Raw genomic sequence first — 13,691 nt, 5'->3', positions numbered from 1 at the left:
GGAGTGATTAGAGTTGAAACAATTAGCAGTTAATGGGTTGACGTTTTCTTACGATGGTACAAGAAATGCTGTCGACAACGTATCTTTTAATGTTAAAAAGGGTGATTATGTAACCGTAATTGGCCATAACGGAAGTGGTAAATCTACACTTGCGAAACTTATAATTGGGTTACTTGAAAGTAATGCTGGGACCATCGAAATCGATGAGTTACGATTGAATCCAGAGAATGTTTATGATATACGAGAGAAAATTGCAATCGTATTTCAAAATCCTGATAACCAGTTTATTGGTTCAACGGTTCGGGATGATATCGCATTTGGTTTGGAAAATCGTATGATTGCCCCAGATGAAATGGATTCTTTGATTCAGACTTATTCGAAACGTGTCGGCATGGAAGATTTTCTGAATCATGAACCTACAAAATTAAGTGGGGGACAAAAACAACGTGTAGCCATTGCAGGTGTTTTAGCAATGCAACCCGAGTTACTTGTTCTCGATGAAGCAACAAGTATGCTTGATCCAAAAGGTCGAAAAGAAGTGAATGATCTTGTCCATGAATTGCATACTGAAAATAAAATGAGTATTTTATCGATCACTCACGACATTGAAGAAGTAACAATGAGTGATTATGTCATCGTAATGAATGAAGGTAAAATTGCGATGCAGGGAACTCCTGAAGAAATACTAATTCATGCGGAACGTTTAGTAGCGTTATCGCTGGATATTCCTTTTAGTCTTAAATTTTTCCAAGCGATGAAGGCGTGTGGCATTGATTTATCTACGCCATATGATCTAGAAGGGATGGTGGAAGAGTTATGTCAATTACGTTCGAAGATGTAAGTTATGTTTATTCTCCGAATTCTCCCTTTTCTCACCATGCATTGACGGATATTAACACTACCCTTGAGACTGGAAAAATTACAGCCATAATTGGAGCAACCGGGAGTGGTAAATCTACTTTGGTCCAACATTTGAATGGGCTCATTCAACCCACAAGCGGTGTCGTAACAATCTTAGATCATAAAATCAAAGCAAATGATAAGACACGAAATTTGAAGCAACTACGGTCAAAGGTCGGTTTGGTATTTCAATTTCCTGAAATGCAACTTTTTGAAGAAACAATATACAAAGATGTAGCATTTGGTCCTAAGAATTTTGGCTTTACCGAAGAACAAATTCAAGAAAATGTATCGCGTTCTTTAAATCTTGTAGGGATTCATCCAGATATTTGGGAACGCTCACCTCTTGATCTTTCAGGAGGACAAAAGCGCCGCGTTGCAATTGCGGGTGTTCTTGCTACAAATCCAGATGTGATTGTTCTTGATGAGCCGACGGCAGGTCTTGATCCGCAGGGTAGTAAAGATATGATGGACTTGTTTGTTCGTTTAAACAAAGAAATGAAAAAAACAGTAATTATGGTAACCCATGATATGGATCATGTTCTAAGATATGCGGACAATGTTTTAGTGCTCAATCACGGGAGTGTCTTTTACGATGGACCCGTCCAGGATTTCTTTGATGACTCAAATAAACTTGAATCTTTGGGATTTGTAGCACCTAAAATCCTTCAATTAAAGCAACTACTTAAGAAGGGCGGCTTTAATTCATCCACATCTTTGGATCTTGATGAGATTGCTCAAATGATTGAGGGGGATTTAAAATGAACGATATCGCATTAGGTCGTTATGTTCCACTCGACTCAAAAATTCATAAATTAGACCCACGTATCAAGATCATTGCGATGCTTGTCCTTATGGTGTCCATTTTTATGGTGAAAAATGTTTGGGCAAATGTATTCCTTTTCTTCTTTTTTGTTTGCGCAATTCTTGCTTCAAAATTAACCTTTAAATTTATCCTAAAGTCCATTAAACCCATGTTATTCATGCTAGTCTTTTTATTTGTTATGAATATGTTTTTGATTCGTGAGGGAACTTTACTATTTCAATTTGCTTTCTTTAAAATTTACAGTGGAGCCCTCTATCAAACTGCATTTATTGTAACGCGGTTAGTTCTAATGATTATGGTTACTACGCTGCTTACAGCTACAACAGCACCACTTGATTTAACACTGGGCATCGAAGACTTATTAAATCCATTAAAAAAAATTGGAGTGCCTTCTCATGAGATTGCTATGATGATTTCAATTGCGCTTCGATTTATTCCAACGCTTATTGAAGATACGCAACGAATTATGGATGCGCAAGCAAGTCGGGGTGTTGATTTAAAAGAAGGGTCGTTTAAAGAAAAAATTAACGGCGCCATATCGATGTTGATTCCTTTATTTGTTTCAATTTACCATCGTGCCGAAGATTTAGCGGATGCTATGGAAGCGCGTGGTTATTATCCCGGTAAAACAAGAACACGCTATAAACAACTGAAAATTAAATTTTCGGACTGGTTTATGTTAGTGCTCTGTGTGGGTGTGTTAATTGCAGTGATTGGATTGGGTCGTTTATGATGCGATTTAAAGCGACGGTTCAATATGATGGATCCATGTTTAAAGGATGGCAAAAACAACCTTCAGGTCGTTGTGTTCAAACAGAGATTGAATCCGTACTGACAAGAATCAATAAAGTACCCATTCATATAAGTGGATCAGGACGTACTGACGCAGGAGTCCATGCTTTAGGTCAGGTCTTTCATTTTGATAATGTTGTGAATATGGATGAGAAGCAATTATTTCGTGCCCTTAACACCCTCTTACCTGATGATATAAAAATTAGTGAAATCCAATCAGTTGATTCGAATTTTCATGCGCGTTTTGATGTTGTCTCAAAAACCTACGAATATCAACTCAATATGGGAACTTATAATCTTTTTGAGCGAAATTATGTTTATCAGTATAATGAACCCTTAGACCTTCAAGCAATGCACGATGCAATGAAATCATTTGTTGGTACTCATGATTTCACATCCTTCAATGCCACTGGTCTTGATGAAATTAAAAACCAGGTTCGAACGATTACCGATTTCGATTTAATCGTGACAGGAGATCACCTTCGCTTTGTCATAACAGGAGACGGATTTCTCCGTTATATGGTGCGCATGATTGTTGCGACATGTGTCGCATGCGGAAGTGGTAAATGTGATGCTGAAGAGATCACCCAGATGCTCAAAGCAGTTGATAAAAACAGTGTTTCCTACAATATTGATGCTTGTGGTTTATACTTAAAGAAAGTTAACTATAAATAAAGTTTGTTTTCTTGACATGAGCCTATAAAAAGCATACAATAGTAATCGGCACTTTATGCCAATAGTAGCCCCGGAAACTACTTTTGGTTTAGGAGGAAATTATTATGCGTCAAACAACTATGACGAAACCAGCAGAGGTTGTACGCCAATGGTACATCGTCGACGGAACAAACATGACATTAGGTCGTCTTGCGAGTGAAGTTGCACATGTATTACGTGGTAAACACAAACCTTCATACACACCTAACGTTGATGGTGGAGATTACGTTATCGTAATCAACGCTGACAAAATTAAAGTCAGTGGAGATCAAGAATATAAGAAAATGTACTACAATCACTCACACTACCCAGGTGGTATGAGAGAACGTTCAACACGTACAATGCGCGAAACATATACAATCGAATGGGTTGAAAGAGCTATTCATGGTATGTTACCACATACACGTTTAGGCGATAAACAACGTACACACTTATTTGTATACAAGGGCGAAAACCACCCACACACAGCACAACAACCTGTGGAAATGGTTATTAAGGGATAGGAGAATATATGACAACAAAAAACAAAAACGCTGTACAATACCTAGGTACAGGACGTCGTAAGACATCTGTTGCTCGTGTTTATTTAACTCCTGGAACAGGTGTGATTACAATTAATCACAAACCAATTGAAGAGCATTTGCCTTCAGAACTATTACGTATGACAGTTCGTTCACCATTTGAAGTTACTTCAACTCAAGATACATTTGACGTAAATGTTAATGTTAAAGGTGGCGGTTTAACAGGTCAAGCCGGAGCAATCCGTCATGGTATTACTCGTGCTTTAATGGAAGCATCAGTAGATTACCGTCCATTGTTAAAAGCAGCTGGATTCGTTACACGTGATCCACGTGCTAAAGAACGTAAAAAACCAGGGTTACGCGGCGCTCGTCGTGCACCTCAATTCTCAAAACGTTAATCTCAAAGATTTTCAATTTTGGAAACTCTCACTTCGGTGGGAGTTTTTTTTATGCTGGTGTGGCTCTAAAATCACCTCAAAGAAGCTTTTTAAAGGAAATTTCACTATTTCACAAATATCAATTGACACCCTTATTCATAGATGATATATTGTTATGGCAGTTAAGAAATGGGCCTGTAGCTCAGTTGGTTAGAGCGCACCCCTGATAAGGGTGAGGTCGCTGGTTCGAATCCATTCAGGCCCACCATTTCTTTAAATAAAATTTTGGGGTTTTAGCTCAGCTGGGAGAGCGCCTGCCTTGCACGCAGGAGGTCAACGGTTCGATCCCGTTAAGCTCCACCAATTTTAAATTAATAGCCATTCATCGAATGGCTTTTTTTTTATTCACTTAGTTAATGATGAGTGGATTCTATTAATGTTATGATGTCTCAGAAAGCCTTTTTAGGGCGGTTTAAGCGGTGTTAACGCTTCTTTGCATCTGTGACTGGAAACTGTTTTGTTTAACGCTTAGTGGCGCTTGAATAAGGAGGTGTCGGAATATTAAAAATATATACTATATTGCTTAATTAACTATTGTTTTTTTTAGATTCCTATGATATTATAAATACACGAAATACATGGGGTTTTAGCTCAGCTGGGAGAGCGCCTGCCTTGCACGCAGGAGGTCAACGGTTCGATCCCGTTAAGCTCCACCAAATTTCAAATAACAAACGACATCTAATGTCGTTTTTTTTTATGATGTCGCTGAGTTGTTCTTGAATTCAATTATGTGATGACTTGATACAAGATTATCACGGTCATTTCATTGCAAATATCTGGGTATCGGCGTTATACTATACCTATAGGAGGATTTTGAGATGAATAACTTGTATGAAGAAATGAATGTATTTTTAGCGGATCAAATTGTTTTGGGTATGAAAATTCATAATATCCACTGGTTCTTAAAAGGTGAAGGTTTCTTCCCGGTTCATGAGCAAATGGACACATATTATGAAGAAGCAGAAGAACGCATTGATGAAGTTGCTGAACGCCTTCTAACAATCGGATCAAAACCTGTAGGTAATTTAGCGGAAGTACTTAAAATGACTTCAATTAAAGAATTGGATCAATCATGGAAAACCGCAAAAGAAGGATTTGAACACTTGATTGTGGATTTTGAACACATGAATCGTTCCGCATTACGTCTCGTTGAACTTGCTGAAGCAGCAAACGATCCTGGAACAGCAGACTACTTTACTGCAGTATCACAAGATCTTGGCAAGAACTTATGGATGTTCAATGCATACATTCGTGATTAATTGTTAAATTAAAGGCATCCTAGGATGCTTTTTTTATGTTTTGCAGGACAGAATGCATCGGTAAAATCACGTTTATGATTTATTTTTTTTATTTGTTTGTTTTGGTCCATTTCGTGTTGACACGGGTGTTTGAGAGTGGTATATTATTAAAGCAGTTAAGAAATGGGCCTGTAGCTCAGTTGGTTAGAGCGCACCCCTGATAAGGGTGAGGTCGCTGGTTCGAATCCATTCAGGCCCACCATTTCTTTTATTTAAATTTTGGGGTTTTAGCTCAGCTGGGAGAGCGCCTGCCTTGCACGCAGGAGGTCAACGGTTCGATCCCGTTAAGCTCCACCAATTTATATATTTATAAACGTTCATATAGAGAATTCTTTCTCAATACGAGCGTTTTTTTTTTTGAGGAATTAAACAAATGTTTGAAAAATTAGAACACTATATTAAGATTTAAAATTAAAAGGTCTCATGAACTGTAGGAACTGTGCGTTTTGGTGTTTTTTTGATTAATCAATTGAGTGTGATCAGAACATGTCTGATTTGCGTTGTGGATGGTGAATTAATTTGTTTCTGACGTTAATCTAGACGTGAATGGTGATGTAAAAGAACACAGTTATAAAAAGTGATATTTGTTTGAAAATCTTATTGACACGCTATGTTTTGGGTGGTATATTATTAAGGCAGTCAAGGAAATGGGCCTGTAGCTCAGTTGGTTAGAGCGCACCCCTGATAAGGGTGAGGTCGCTGGTTCGAATCCATTCAGGCCCACCATTTTAACTTGACAATATGACTTGGGGTTTTAGCTCAGCTGGGAGAGCGCCTGCCTTGCACGCAGGAGGTCAACGGTTCGATCCCGTTAAGCTCCACCATATATAAAATAACACATGACTTCGGTCATGTTTTTTTTACGTTATCAATGCCTTTATCTTGAGAATACACAGAACTCTCGTTAAAATGTCCGTTTTAACCATGCCTTAACCGTTATAATAAGGATAAGAGGTGATGAGATGATTCGAACGATAGATATACATAGAGATGATGTGATGCGTCTTGTAGATGTGTGGGAACAGTCTGTGCGTGATACACATGATTTTATCACAGAAGAAATGATTGATGCGATGCGTCCCGAAGTTCATACAGCTTTTGCTTCAATGGATGCGGTTGTCGTATATGAAGATCATGATACGATTACGGGATTTATGGGAGTTTTAGATCGTAAAGTTGAAATGCTTTTTCTTGATGCTTCAGCACGTGGGCAAGGTGTTGGTTCTCGTTTAATCCAATATGCAATTTCAGAATACGCAGTTGATCGTGTGGATGTGAATGAACAAAATTATCAAGCCCGAGGATTTTATGAACATTTAGGCTTTGAAGTATTTGAACGCTCTGAGTTTGATGAAGCAGGACGTCCATTCCCAATCTTACATATGAAGCGTCGTTGAGGCTGTTTTAGAATGGAATTTTGTATGTTTAATGTCACAAAAAAAGAAATGTTAATTTAATTTCATATTCACCGTTTTTTCACGTGGTATTATGTGGATGGTCGAATTTTATAAATGGAGGCATACTATGCAATTATTGGCTGCACAATCACAGTCTATTATGGATTTAGGAATTCACGTTATTTTAGGTGGATTCGGCTTGTTTATGTTGGGAATTAATTTATTAGGGGATGGTTTTAAAAAAGTTGCGGGAAATCGCATGCGCGATTATATTGATAAATATACAAGCAACCTTTTTTCTGCGATTTTAATAGGGGCGTTGATTACCGGAATTATGCAATCCAGTTCCGCTGCAACGGTTATTTCTATTTCGCTTGTTCGTGCGGGGTTGATGCGCTTAGACCAGGCAATTGGGATTTCGTTGGGTGCTAATATTGGGACAACAGTAACAGCAATTATCGTGGGTCTAAATATTGATGAAATGGGTTATTTCTTCCTGTTTATCGGTGCGATGATGGTGCTCTTTGCTTCACGTCGTGATATTAAGAATTATGGTCAAGTTGTTCTTGCATTTGGTTTAACGTTTGTCGGGTTACAAATTATGAGTGAAAAACTGATGTTGATACAGCAAATGCCGTTCTTTGAAGCATTGATGGTTCAGTTATCCGATCATCCATGGTTTGCAATGTTGGGCGGTACAGTGCTCACGGGGATCATTAACTCGTCTTCCGCAACAATTGCGGTTGTTCAAAAGATATATGGTAACGGTGGTATGTCGATGGTGGCAGCAACTGCATTTGTATTTGGTTCCAATATCGGTACAACGGTAACGGCATTGTTCGCGTCAATGGGTGGTTCGATTGCGACACGTCGTGCTGGATTATTCCATACAATGTTTAATGTTATTGGAGCAGTCTTGATGATGCTGTTTGTAACACCTTATTCACAGTTTATCTTAAAAATTAATGCATTAATGGGCGGTACGGATGCGATGGCAGTGGGAATTGCGCATTTCGTTTTTAATCTCTTCTTTGCGATTCTAGTTATTCCGTTTGTTCCTGCTTTTATTCGTCTTCTTAAGATTTTAATACCTGGAGAAGATAAAATTAGAAGTCGTGAAAAACTGAAACCCCTTGATCGTGACATTATTCATACTTACCCAGAAGGTGCCCTTCAATTAGCGAAGGCACGTACAACCAAGATGGGTGATTTAGTGCTCGAAGCAGTTGATGCTTCGCATGCATATCTTCATTCAAAAGATGATGAGGATTATGAAATCGTGATGCAACTTGAGGGTATGGTGAATCAGTTGGATACGGAATTAACGGAGTATTTGTTGGAGATTATGAAGCATAGTAATTCAGATTCGCATATTGCGGATACGTATACAAAATATTTAGAAGTTATTAAAAATTACGAGCGCATGAGTGATTTATCAACGAACTTAGTTGAATTCTATCGCATGGTTTTTGAGAACCGTGAGAATTTCTCAGCAGATGCATTGCACGATTTGGATACTATGTATAAACTCTTAATGGATATGATGCGTCGTTCTCTTAAGATCTTTGATACTGAGGATTTAACGCGTTTTGAGGCTTTAATTCGCGATGAGGAGTATTTAGACTTGATTGAGGATAAATATCGTGAGAAACACTTCCAACGTATGGCGGAAGGGATTTGTGATGAAAAAGTTGCGAGTTCCATCTTTATTGATGTTCTTGGTATTTTAGAGCGTATTGGTGATCATGGTGTTAATGTTTCGCGCTATGTGCATTCCGCAGTTGGTGTGCATGCGAATCGAGAAGATGTAATTCTAAAATCAAATAACTAATTCTAAAACTGAAACCTTAAAGTTTCAGTTTTTTCTTTTCATTCTTTTAAAGAAATATGTACCATGCTTGAATGATATTGTGATATTATGGTGATGGTCTAAATTTTTTTTATGGAGGAAAGAATGAATAGTTTATTCTTGGCAACTCAAAATCCGTCATTTTCGGATTTGGGTATTAATGTCATTCTAGGTGGATTCGGCCTTTTTATTCTCGGGATTAAGTTCCTTGGGGAGGGATTAAAGGAAGCCGCAGGGCCTAAAATACGAGATTATATTGAAAAATACACGAGTAATACCGTTATGGCAATTTTGGTTGGAGTTGCGATTACCGCAATTATGCAATCCAGTACCGCTGCGACTGTTATCTCGATTAGTTTAGTTCGTGCAGGATTGATGCGTTTGGATCAAGCAATTGGTATTTCAATTGGCGCAAACGTAGGAACGACTGTCACGGCATTAATGATTGGTTTAAATGTTGATGAATTAGGTTTTTACTTTTTATTTGTAGGTGCAATGATCATTGCATTTTCAAAGCGAAAGAAGTATAAAAATATCGGACAGATTTTATTTGGTTTTGGAATTACGTTTGTGGGTCTAAAGCTTATGAGTGATAAGCTTATTTTGATTCAAGAATACCCATTCTTTGAAGCATTTATGCTTAAAATGTCTCAAAGTCCTTGGCTTGCGCTTTTTGCAGGTACGATTGCGACCGCGGTTATTAACTCTTCAATGGCTGTGATTGCGCTTGTGCAAAAAATTTATGCAAACGGTGGGATGTCGATGGTCGCTGCTTCAGCTTTTGTATTTGGTTCAAATATCGGGACTACCCTTACGGCAGTGCTTGCATCCATCGGTGGTTCTGTATCAACTCGACGTGCCGGATGGTTTCATGTAATTTTTAACTTTACAGGTGCAATTATTGTTATGATATTAATTGAGCCATACTCAGCATTTATTGTAAGTGTTAATGAATTAATTGGCGGTTCACCGGCATTTGCGGTAGGACTGAACCATTTCTTCTTTAATCTCATATTTGCGATTGTCATTATACCTTTTGTACCTGCATTTATTCGTCTTATGGAGTTTTTAATTCCAGGAGAAGATAAAATCAAAGAACGTGAGAAAATTAAGCCTCTTGATTACGGTTTAATTGGAACATTCCCAGAAGGTGCGCTTCAATTAGCGCGTAAAACAATCGTTAAAATGGCAGATTTGGTTTTAGAGTCTGTAGAAACTTCAAATCAATTCTTACATTCACGTGATATGGAAGATTATGATGTTGTGATGCAACTTGAGGAAATGGTTAACAGTTTGGATACTGATCTTACGAAGTATTTGCTTGAGATTGCGAAACAAACAGATGTTTCAGGTCATATTACCGAAGAATATACGAAAAACTTAGAAATTATAAAAAATTACGAACGCATGAGTGATCTCTCAACAAACTTAGTAGAATTCTACAAAATGAGTTTTGAGAATCGCGAATCGTTTTCTGAAGATGCACTTCGTGATTTGGATACCATGTATCAACTCCTTATGGATATGTTGAAGCGTTCTACGAAGATTTTTGAACGTGAAGATTTATCGGGCTTTGATTCACTATGCCGTGATGAGGAGTATATGGATCTTATCGAAGAAAAGTATCGTGAAAAACACTTCCAACGTATGGCGGAGGGAATTTGTGATGCGAAGGTTACAAGTTCAATTTATATTGATATTTTAGGTATTCTTGAGCGTATTGGAGATCACGGTGTTAACATTGCACGTAACATGTTTTCAGCTGTGAAGTTGCATACTTCAGACGAACATTAAAAGGGGGATATTATGAAGAAAATTTATTTTGCAAGTCCGTTGTTTACCCATATGGAGTTTCGTTATAATGCGGAAGTGGTTTCGCAAATTCGATCTGCTTATCCAAACTTGGAAGTGTACCTTCCGCAGGAACAGATGGAAATTAACGATAAAAACAGTTATGCGAATTCAATGATGATTGCGAAAGCGGATACTGATGCGCTTTTGAAGTCAGATCTTGTTATTGCGGTGTTGGACGGTCAAACAATCGATGCGGGTGTTGCATCCGAGGTTGGGGTTGCATATCAAGCGAACATACCTATGATTGGTCTTTATACGGATAGTCGACAACAAGGCGCAAATAATGTTGAGAAAATCAACGCATTGCGTGATGTTGCGGAATCACAATTTTCTTATGTAAATCTATACACTGTAGGCCTTATCAAGCTTAAGGGTACAGTTGTCACGGATGAACAAACCTTAATTGAACTGATCGGTGAAATACTCGGTCTTTAAATGACTTATTTGACAGCGTCTTTGTTTTTGGTTATAGTATCACTAATAAGGCGGTGGGAACATGGACAGAAAATCTTTCTAAATCATTAATCATAAAATAGGAGGAAGTTTTGTCATGTTTAATTTTAGTCTTAATATTAAGACGGGAACAGGGCGCGAGCTTATCGCGCCTTTTTCTATGTCTTTAAATCAAAATGATCGAGTTGCGTTAATTGGGGAAGAGGGAAATGGTAAAAGTTTAACACTGAAAGCTCTCGCTCAAGATGCGTCACTTAAAGATCTCTATGTAACGAAAACAGTAAGCAGTCATACGGTTGTATTTGGTTATTTAAATCAAGAAATGACTCAGAATGAGCTTGAAATGGATGCATTAGCTTATATAATCAACGAGAAGTGGGAGTTATACGGTAATGTCTCACGATTCTTAAAAGAAGTTTTACCCCATTTTGAACTCGGAGATTTAAACCGATCAATGCGTACCTATAGTGGTGGCGAGCGTGTTCGAATCCAATTATTAAGGTTGATGGTCCATCCTTGTGATTGTTATCTACTTGATGAACCCAGCAATGACTTAGATTTGGATACGTTGATTTGGCTTGAAACTTGGATGCTTTCGCAAACCATTCCGATTATCTTTGTATCGCATGATATTATGCTCTTACAAACATGTGCGAATCGTATTGTACATCTTGAACAGACCCATCGTAAAACACGTTCTCGTGTTACTGTGTATGAGGGAACATACCAAGCATACTCTGAAGATTTTCTAAGTCATATTCAAAAACACAACCATGATCTAAAGATGCGCCAAAAGGAAAAACAAAAACAAGAAGAACGTTGGCTTAAGTTATATCAAAAAGTAGAACATCGTCAACGTACGCAAACGCGGCAAGATCCTGCGAAAGGACGCCTGTTGAAGAAAAAAATGCATCAAATTAAATCAATGGAACGACGATTTGAACGAGACGTTTTACCTGAGAAACGAGATTTCGAAGGTGCGATCAAGCTTTCTTTTGACGAACAAGAGTCCGTCCATCGTAAAAAAATATTGGAATTTCACGAAGATGTATTGAAGTGCGGAGAAAATGTTTTAGCACATGATCTTGAATTAACGGTTTACAGTCAAGATCGTATCGCGATTGTCGGTCGAAATGGCATCGGAAAAACGACTTTACTGCATCAAATTGTGAAACGATTTGATAACGATGAGGTAGGGGTGATGCATCAATCGTACGAACTCAATCTGGACTATAATCTTACGCCGATTGAAAATTGTGTTGTAGAAGGGTCTCGAGATGAACGCTCAAAAATAACAAACCACCTTGGGAGTTTAAAGTTCACGGAGATTGAAATGAACACACCAATGTATCGATTATCCGGCGGTCAAAAAGCAAAAGTGTCATTATTAAAACTTGTACTAAAAAAACCAAAAGTCATTGTTCTTGATGAACCTACCCGTAACTTAAGTCCTTTGAGTGTCGGGGTTATTTACAACTTACTCAATGAGTATCAAGGTGCGATTATTTCGGTAACACATGACAGGACATTGATTGAAGAAGTCTTCCATGATATATACTATTTTGACGCTTCGGGACTCTCGATTATTTCATAATATTTCCCGGGTGAATTTTTTGTGAAGAAAAATGAAATTGAATCTAATTGAGACTTTGCGTGAAAACAAGTAGAATAAAGAATAAGGACGGTGGGAATATGAAAGAACATGTAATTCGTTTAATGCCTGGTGATGATCTATTACAAGGAATTGATGCTTACTGTAAGAAATTTCAAATTACATCAGGATATATAGGGACATGCGTTGGAAGTTTATCCAGTGTTGTTTTTCGTAAAGGTCACAACAAAAAAGAAATTCAATTGCAAGGACCCTATGAAATTGTTTCGTGCGTTGGAACGGTTTCTCAAGGGGGTCATCATCTTCATGCATCCATCAGTGACTCCGAATTTAAAGTTCTCGGAGGTCATGTGGCTTTAGGGTGTACCGTAAAGTCGACAGCGGAAATTGTGATCATTGAACTTGAACACCATCAACTAACACGAACAAAAGGTGAGTTATCTGGGTTTAAGGAACTTGAAATTGAAGTTACAGGGAATGTATGTAAAGAAAGTTAAAAAAAGAACGGATGTTTCCGTTCTTTTTATGTGTTTGAGTTTTGTGTCGTTTGCGTAGTGCGTCTTAAATTCGCAAGTTCCGCATCAATCGCAATCGTAATACAAAGACAAAGTAATGCATTGTTGTCATCGTGAATATTCAGTTCATAACTATCGCCCCAACTAAACCATTTCTTGGAGAGGGTCATCAATGTCTTGTTATGAGAAGTGATGCTATAGCGATGTCCAAGATAATCACCATTGAGTTTCCAGTCTAGATGTCTAAGTGAGAATTTCATTCTGAATAAAGACAAATCTCTTTTCAAAAGTACATTGTGATCGGCTGTGCTGATGATGTATTGAGATAGAAAATGGAATGGTTTATGCTTCACGGTTGCAACGGGGGTTTGTGTCGCGTCTGTGATTGTGAATTTACGACCAATCGTAAGAATCGAACCATGCACTGAATATAGGGTAGTACCGTACTCATCTTTGACGTCAAATCGATCACGAATCGAGAGTACGTGTTGTTTTACGTATAATTTCATATTTTTTCTCCTAG

General features: G+C 38.0%; 14 protein-coding genes and 7 tRNA genes. 20 read left to right on the top strand and 1 reads right to left on the bottom strand.

Annotated elements, in window-relative coordinates; translation table 11 throughout:
• Positions 1-13 precede the first annotated feature (13 nt).
• The 20 genes from NMG63_RS06195 (at position 14) to NMG63_RS06100 (ending at position 13,150) form a co-directional block, all read left to right on the top strand.
• Entirely contained in the window at positions 14-841 is an 828-nt protein-coding gene (locus tag NMG63_RS06195; protein ID WP_254006701.1) for an energy-coupling factor transporter ATPase, read from the top strand.
• Entirely contained in the window at positions 817-1,665 is an 849-nt protein-coding gene (locus NMG63_RS06190) for an energy-coupling factor transporter ATPase (protein WP_254006700.1), read from the top strand. The genes NMG63_RS06195 and NMG63_RS06190 overlap by 25 nt, the downstream gene beginning before the upstream one ends.
• On the top strand, positions 1,662-2,459 hold the full coding sequence (locus NMG63_RS06185) for an energy-coupling factor transporter transmembrane component T family protein (RefSeq protein WP_254006699.1): 798 nt from the start codon (positions 1,662-1,664) through the stop codon (positions 2,457-2,459). The genes NMG63_RS06190 and NMG63_RS06185 overlap by 4 nt, the downstream gene beginning before the upstream one ends.
• Positions 2,456-3,193 carry a tRNA pseudouridine(38-40) synthase TruA gene (truA, locus tag NMG63_RS06180; protein WP_254006698.1) on the top strand — a complete coding sequence of 246 codons (738 nt, stop codon included), beginning with the start codon at positions 2,456-2,458 and terminating at the stop codon, positions 3,191-3,193. Before NMG63_RS06185 ends, truA begins: the two co-directional genes overlap by 4 nt.
• 104 nt (positions 3,194-3,297) lie before the next feature.
• Positions 3,298-3,735, top strand: coding sequence for a 50S ribosomal protein L13 (gene rplM, locus NMG63_RS06175; protein ID WP_003775260.1), 438 nt, complete (start codon positions 3,298-3,300; stop codon positions 3,733-3,735).
• Positions 3,736-3,743: 8 nt separating this feature from the next.
• Complete coding sequence (gene rpsI, locus NMG63_RS06170; RefSeq protein ID WP_003775261.1) at positions 3,744-4,151, top strand: 30S ribosomal protein S9; 408 nt, start codon at positions 3,744-3,746, stop codon at positions 4,149-4,151.
• A 170-nt stretch (positions 4,152-4,321) separates the two neighbouring features.
• Positions 4,322-4,398, top strand: a tRNA-Ile gene (locus NMG63_RS06165).
• Positions 4,399-4,417: 19 nt separating this feature from the next.
• A tRNA-Ala gene (locus NMG63_RS06160) sits at positions 4,418-4,493 on the top strand.
• A 277-nt stretch (positions 4,494-4,770) separates the two neighbouring features.
• Positions 4,771-4,846, top strand: a tRNA-Ala gene (locus tag NMG63_RS06155).
• Between the two features lie 162 nt (positions 4,847-5,008).
• Positions 5,009-5,449 (top strand): Dps family protein, encoded by a 441-nt coding sequence (locus NMG63_RS06150; protein WP_003775262.1) that lies wholly within the window; start codon positions 5,009-5,011, stop codon positions 5,447-5,449.
• 164 nt (positions 5,450-5,613) lie between these two features.
• A tRNA-Ile gene (locus NMG63_RS06145) sits at positions 5,614-5,690 on the top strand.
• A 19-nt stretch (positions 5,691-5,709) separates the two neighbouring features.
• Positions 5,710-5,785 (top strand) — tRNA-Ala (locus tag NMG63_RS06140).
• 352 nt (positions 5,786-6,137) lie between these two features.
• Positions 6,138-6,214: transfer RNA gene (locus tag NMG63_RS06135), tRNA-Ile, on the top strand.
• 22 nt (positions 6,215-6,236) lie between these two features.
• Positions 6,237-6,312 (top strand) — tRNA-Ala (locus NMG63_RS06130).
• A 138-nt stretch (positions 6,313-6,450) separates the two neighbouring features.
• Positions 6,451-6,885, top strand: coding sequence for a GNAT family N-acetyltransferase (locus NMG63_RS06125; protein ID WP_254006697.1), 435 nt, complete (start codon positions 6,451-6,453; stop codon positions 6,883-6,885).
• Between the two features lie 127 nt (positions 6,886-7,012).
• Entirely contained in the window at positions 7,013-8,716 is a 1,704-nt protein-coding gene (locus tag NMG63_RS06120) for a Na/Pi cotransporter family protein (protein WP_254006696.1), read from the top strand.
• Positions 8,717-8,839: 123 nt separating this feature from the next.
• Complete coding sequence (locus NMG63_RS06115) at positions 8,840-10,528, top strand: Na/Pi cotransporter family protein (RefSeq protein ID WP_013853137.1); 1,689 nt, start codon at positions 8,840-8,842, stop codon at positions 10,526-10,528.
• A 12-nt stretch (positions 10,529-10,540) separates the two neighbouring features.
• Complete coding sequence (locus tag NMG63_RS06110) at positions 10,541-11,023, top strand: nucleoside 2-deoxyribosyltransferase (protein ID WP_254006695.1); 483 nt, start codon at positions 10,541-10,543, stop codon at positions 11,021-11,023.
• A gap of 115 nt (positions 11,024-11,138) precedes the next feature.
• Complete coding sequence (locus NMG63_RS06105; protein WP_254006694.1) at positions 11,139-12,635, top strand: ATP-binding cassette domain-containing protein; 1,497 nt, start codon at positions 11,139-11,141, stop codon at positions 12,633-12,635.
• A 98-nt stretch (positions 12,636-12,733) separates the two neighbouring features.
• Positions 12,734-13,150, top strand: a complete 417-nt coding sequence (locus tag NMG63_RS06100) for a PPC domain-containing DNA-binding protein (protein ID WP_254006693.1) — start codon at positions 12,734-12,736, stop codon at positions 13,148-13,150.
• Positions 13,151-13,176: 26 nt separating this feature from the next.
• Here NMG63_RS06100 and NMG63_RS06095 read toward each other — a convergent pair whose 3' ends face one another.
• Positions 13,177-13,677, bottom strand: a complete 501-nt coding sequence (locus NMG63_RS06095) for an LURP-one-related/scramblase family protein (RefSeq protein ID WP_254006692.1) — start codon at positions 13,675-13,677, stop codon at positions 13,177-13,179.
• Positions 13,678-13,691 lie beyond the last annotated feature (14 nt).

It is taken from the genome of Erysipelothrix amsterdamensis, from assembly GCF_940143175.1.
Lineage (GTDB): Bacteria > Bacillota_I > Bacilli_A > Erysipelotrichales > Erysipelotrichaceae > Erysipelothrix > Erysipelothrix amsterdamensis.
Note: the sequence above shows the minus strand (reverse complement) of the source record. Positions and strands in the feature narration are given on the sequence as shown.

Coding starts and splice junctions, on each gene's coding strand:
- NMG63_RS06190 (WP_254006700.1), top strand. CDS start 817: ATGTCAATTACGTTCGAAGATGTAAGTTATGTTTATTCTCCGAATTCT.
- NMG63_RS06185 (WP_254006699.1), top strand. CDS start 1,662: ATGAACGATATCGCATTAGGTCGTTATGTTCCACTCGACTCAAAAATT.
- truA (WP_254006698.1), top strand. CDS start 2,456: ATGATGCGATTTAAAGCGACGGTTCAATATGATGGATCCATGTTTAAA.
- rplM (WP_003775260.1), top strand. CDS start 3,298: ATGCGTCAAACAACTATGACGAAACCAGCAGAGGTTGTACGCCAATGG.
- rpsI (WP_003775261.1), top strand. CDS start 3,744: ATGACAACAAAAAACAAAAACGCTGTACAATACCTAGGTACAGGACGT.
- NMG63_RS06150 (WP_003775262.1), top strand. CDS start 5,009: ATGAATAACTTGTATGAAGAAATGAATGTATTTTTAGCGGATCAAATT.
- NMG63_RS06125 (WP_254006697.1), top strand. CDS start 6,451: ATGATTCGAACGATAGATATACATAGAGATGATGTGATGCGTCTTGTA.
- NMG63_RS06120 (WP_254006696.1), top strand. CDS start 7,013: ATGCAATTATTGGCTGCACAATCACAGTCTATTATGGATTTAGGAATT.
- NMG63_RS06115 (WP_013853137.1), top strand. CDS start 8,840: ATGAATAGTTTATTCTTGGCAACTCAAAATCCGTCATTTTCGGATTTG.
- NMG63_RS06110 (WP_254006695.1), top strand. CDS start 10,541: ATGAAGAAAATTTATTTTGCAAGTCCGTTGTTTACCCATATGGAGTTT.
- NMG63_RS06105 (WP_254006694.1), top strand. CDS start 11,139: ATGTTTAATTTTAGTCTTAATATTAAGACGGGAACAGGGCGCGAGCTT.
- NMG63_RS06100 (WP_254006693.1), top strand. CDS start 12,734: ATGAAAGAACATGTAATTCGTTTAATGCCTGGTGATGATCTATTACAA.
- NMG63_RS06095 (WP_254006692.1), bottom strand. CDS start 13,677: ATGAAATTATACGTAAAACAACACGTACTCTCGATTCGTGATCGATTT.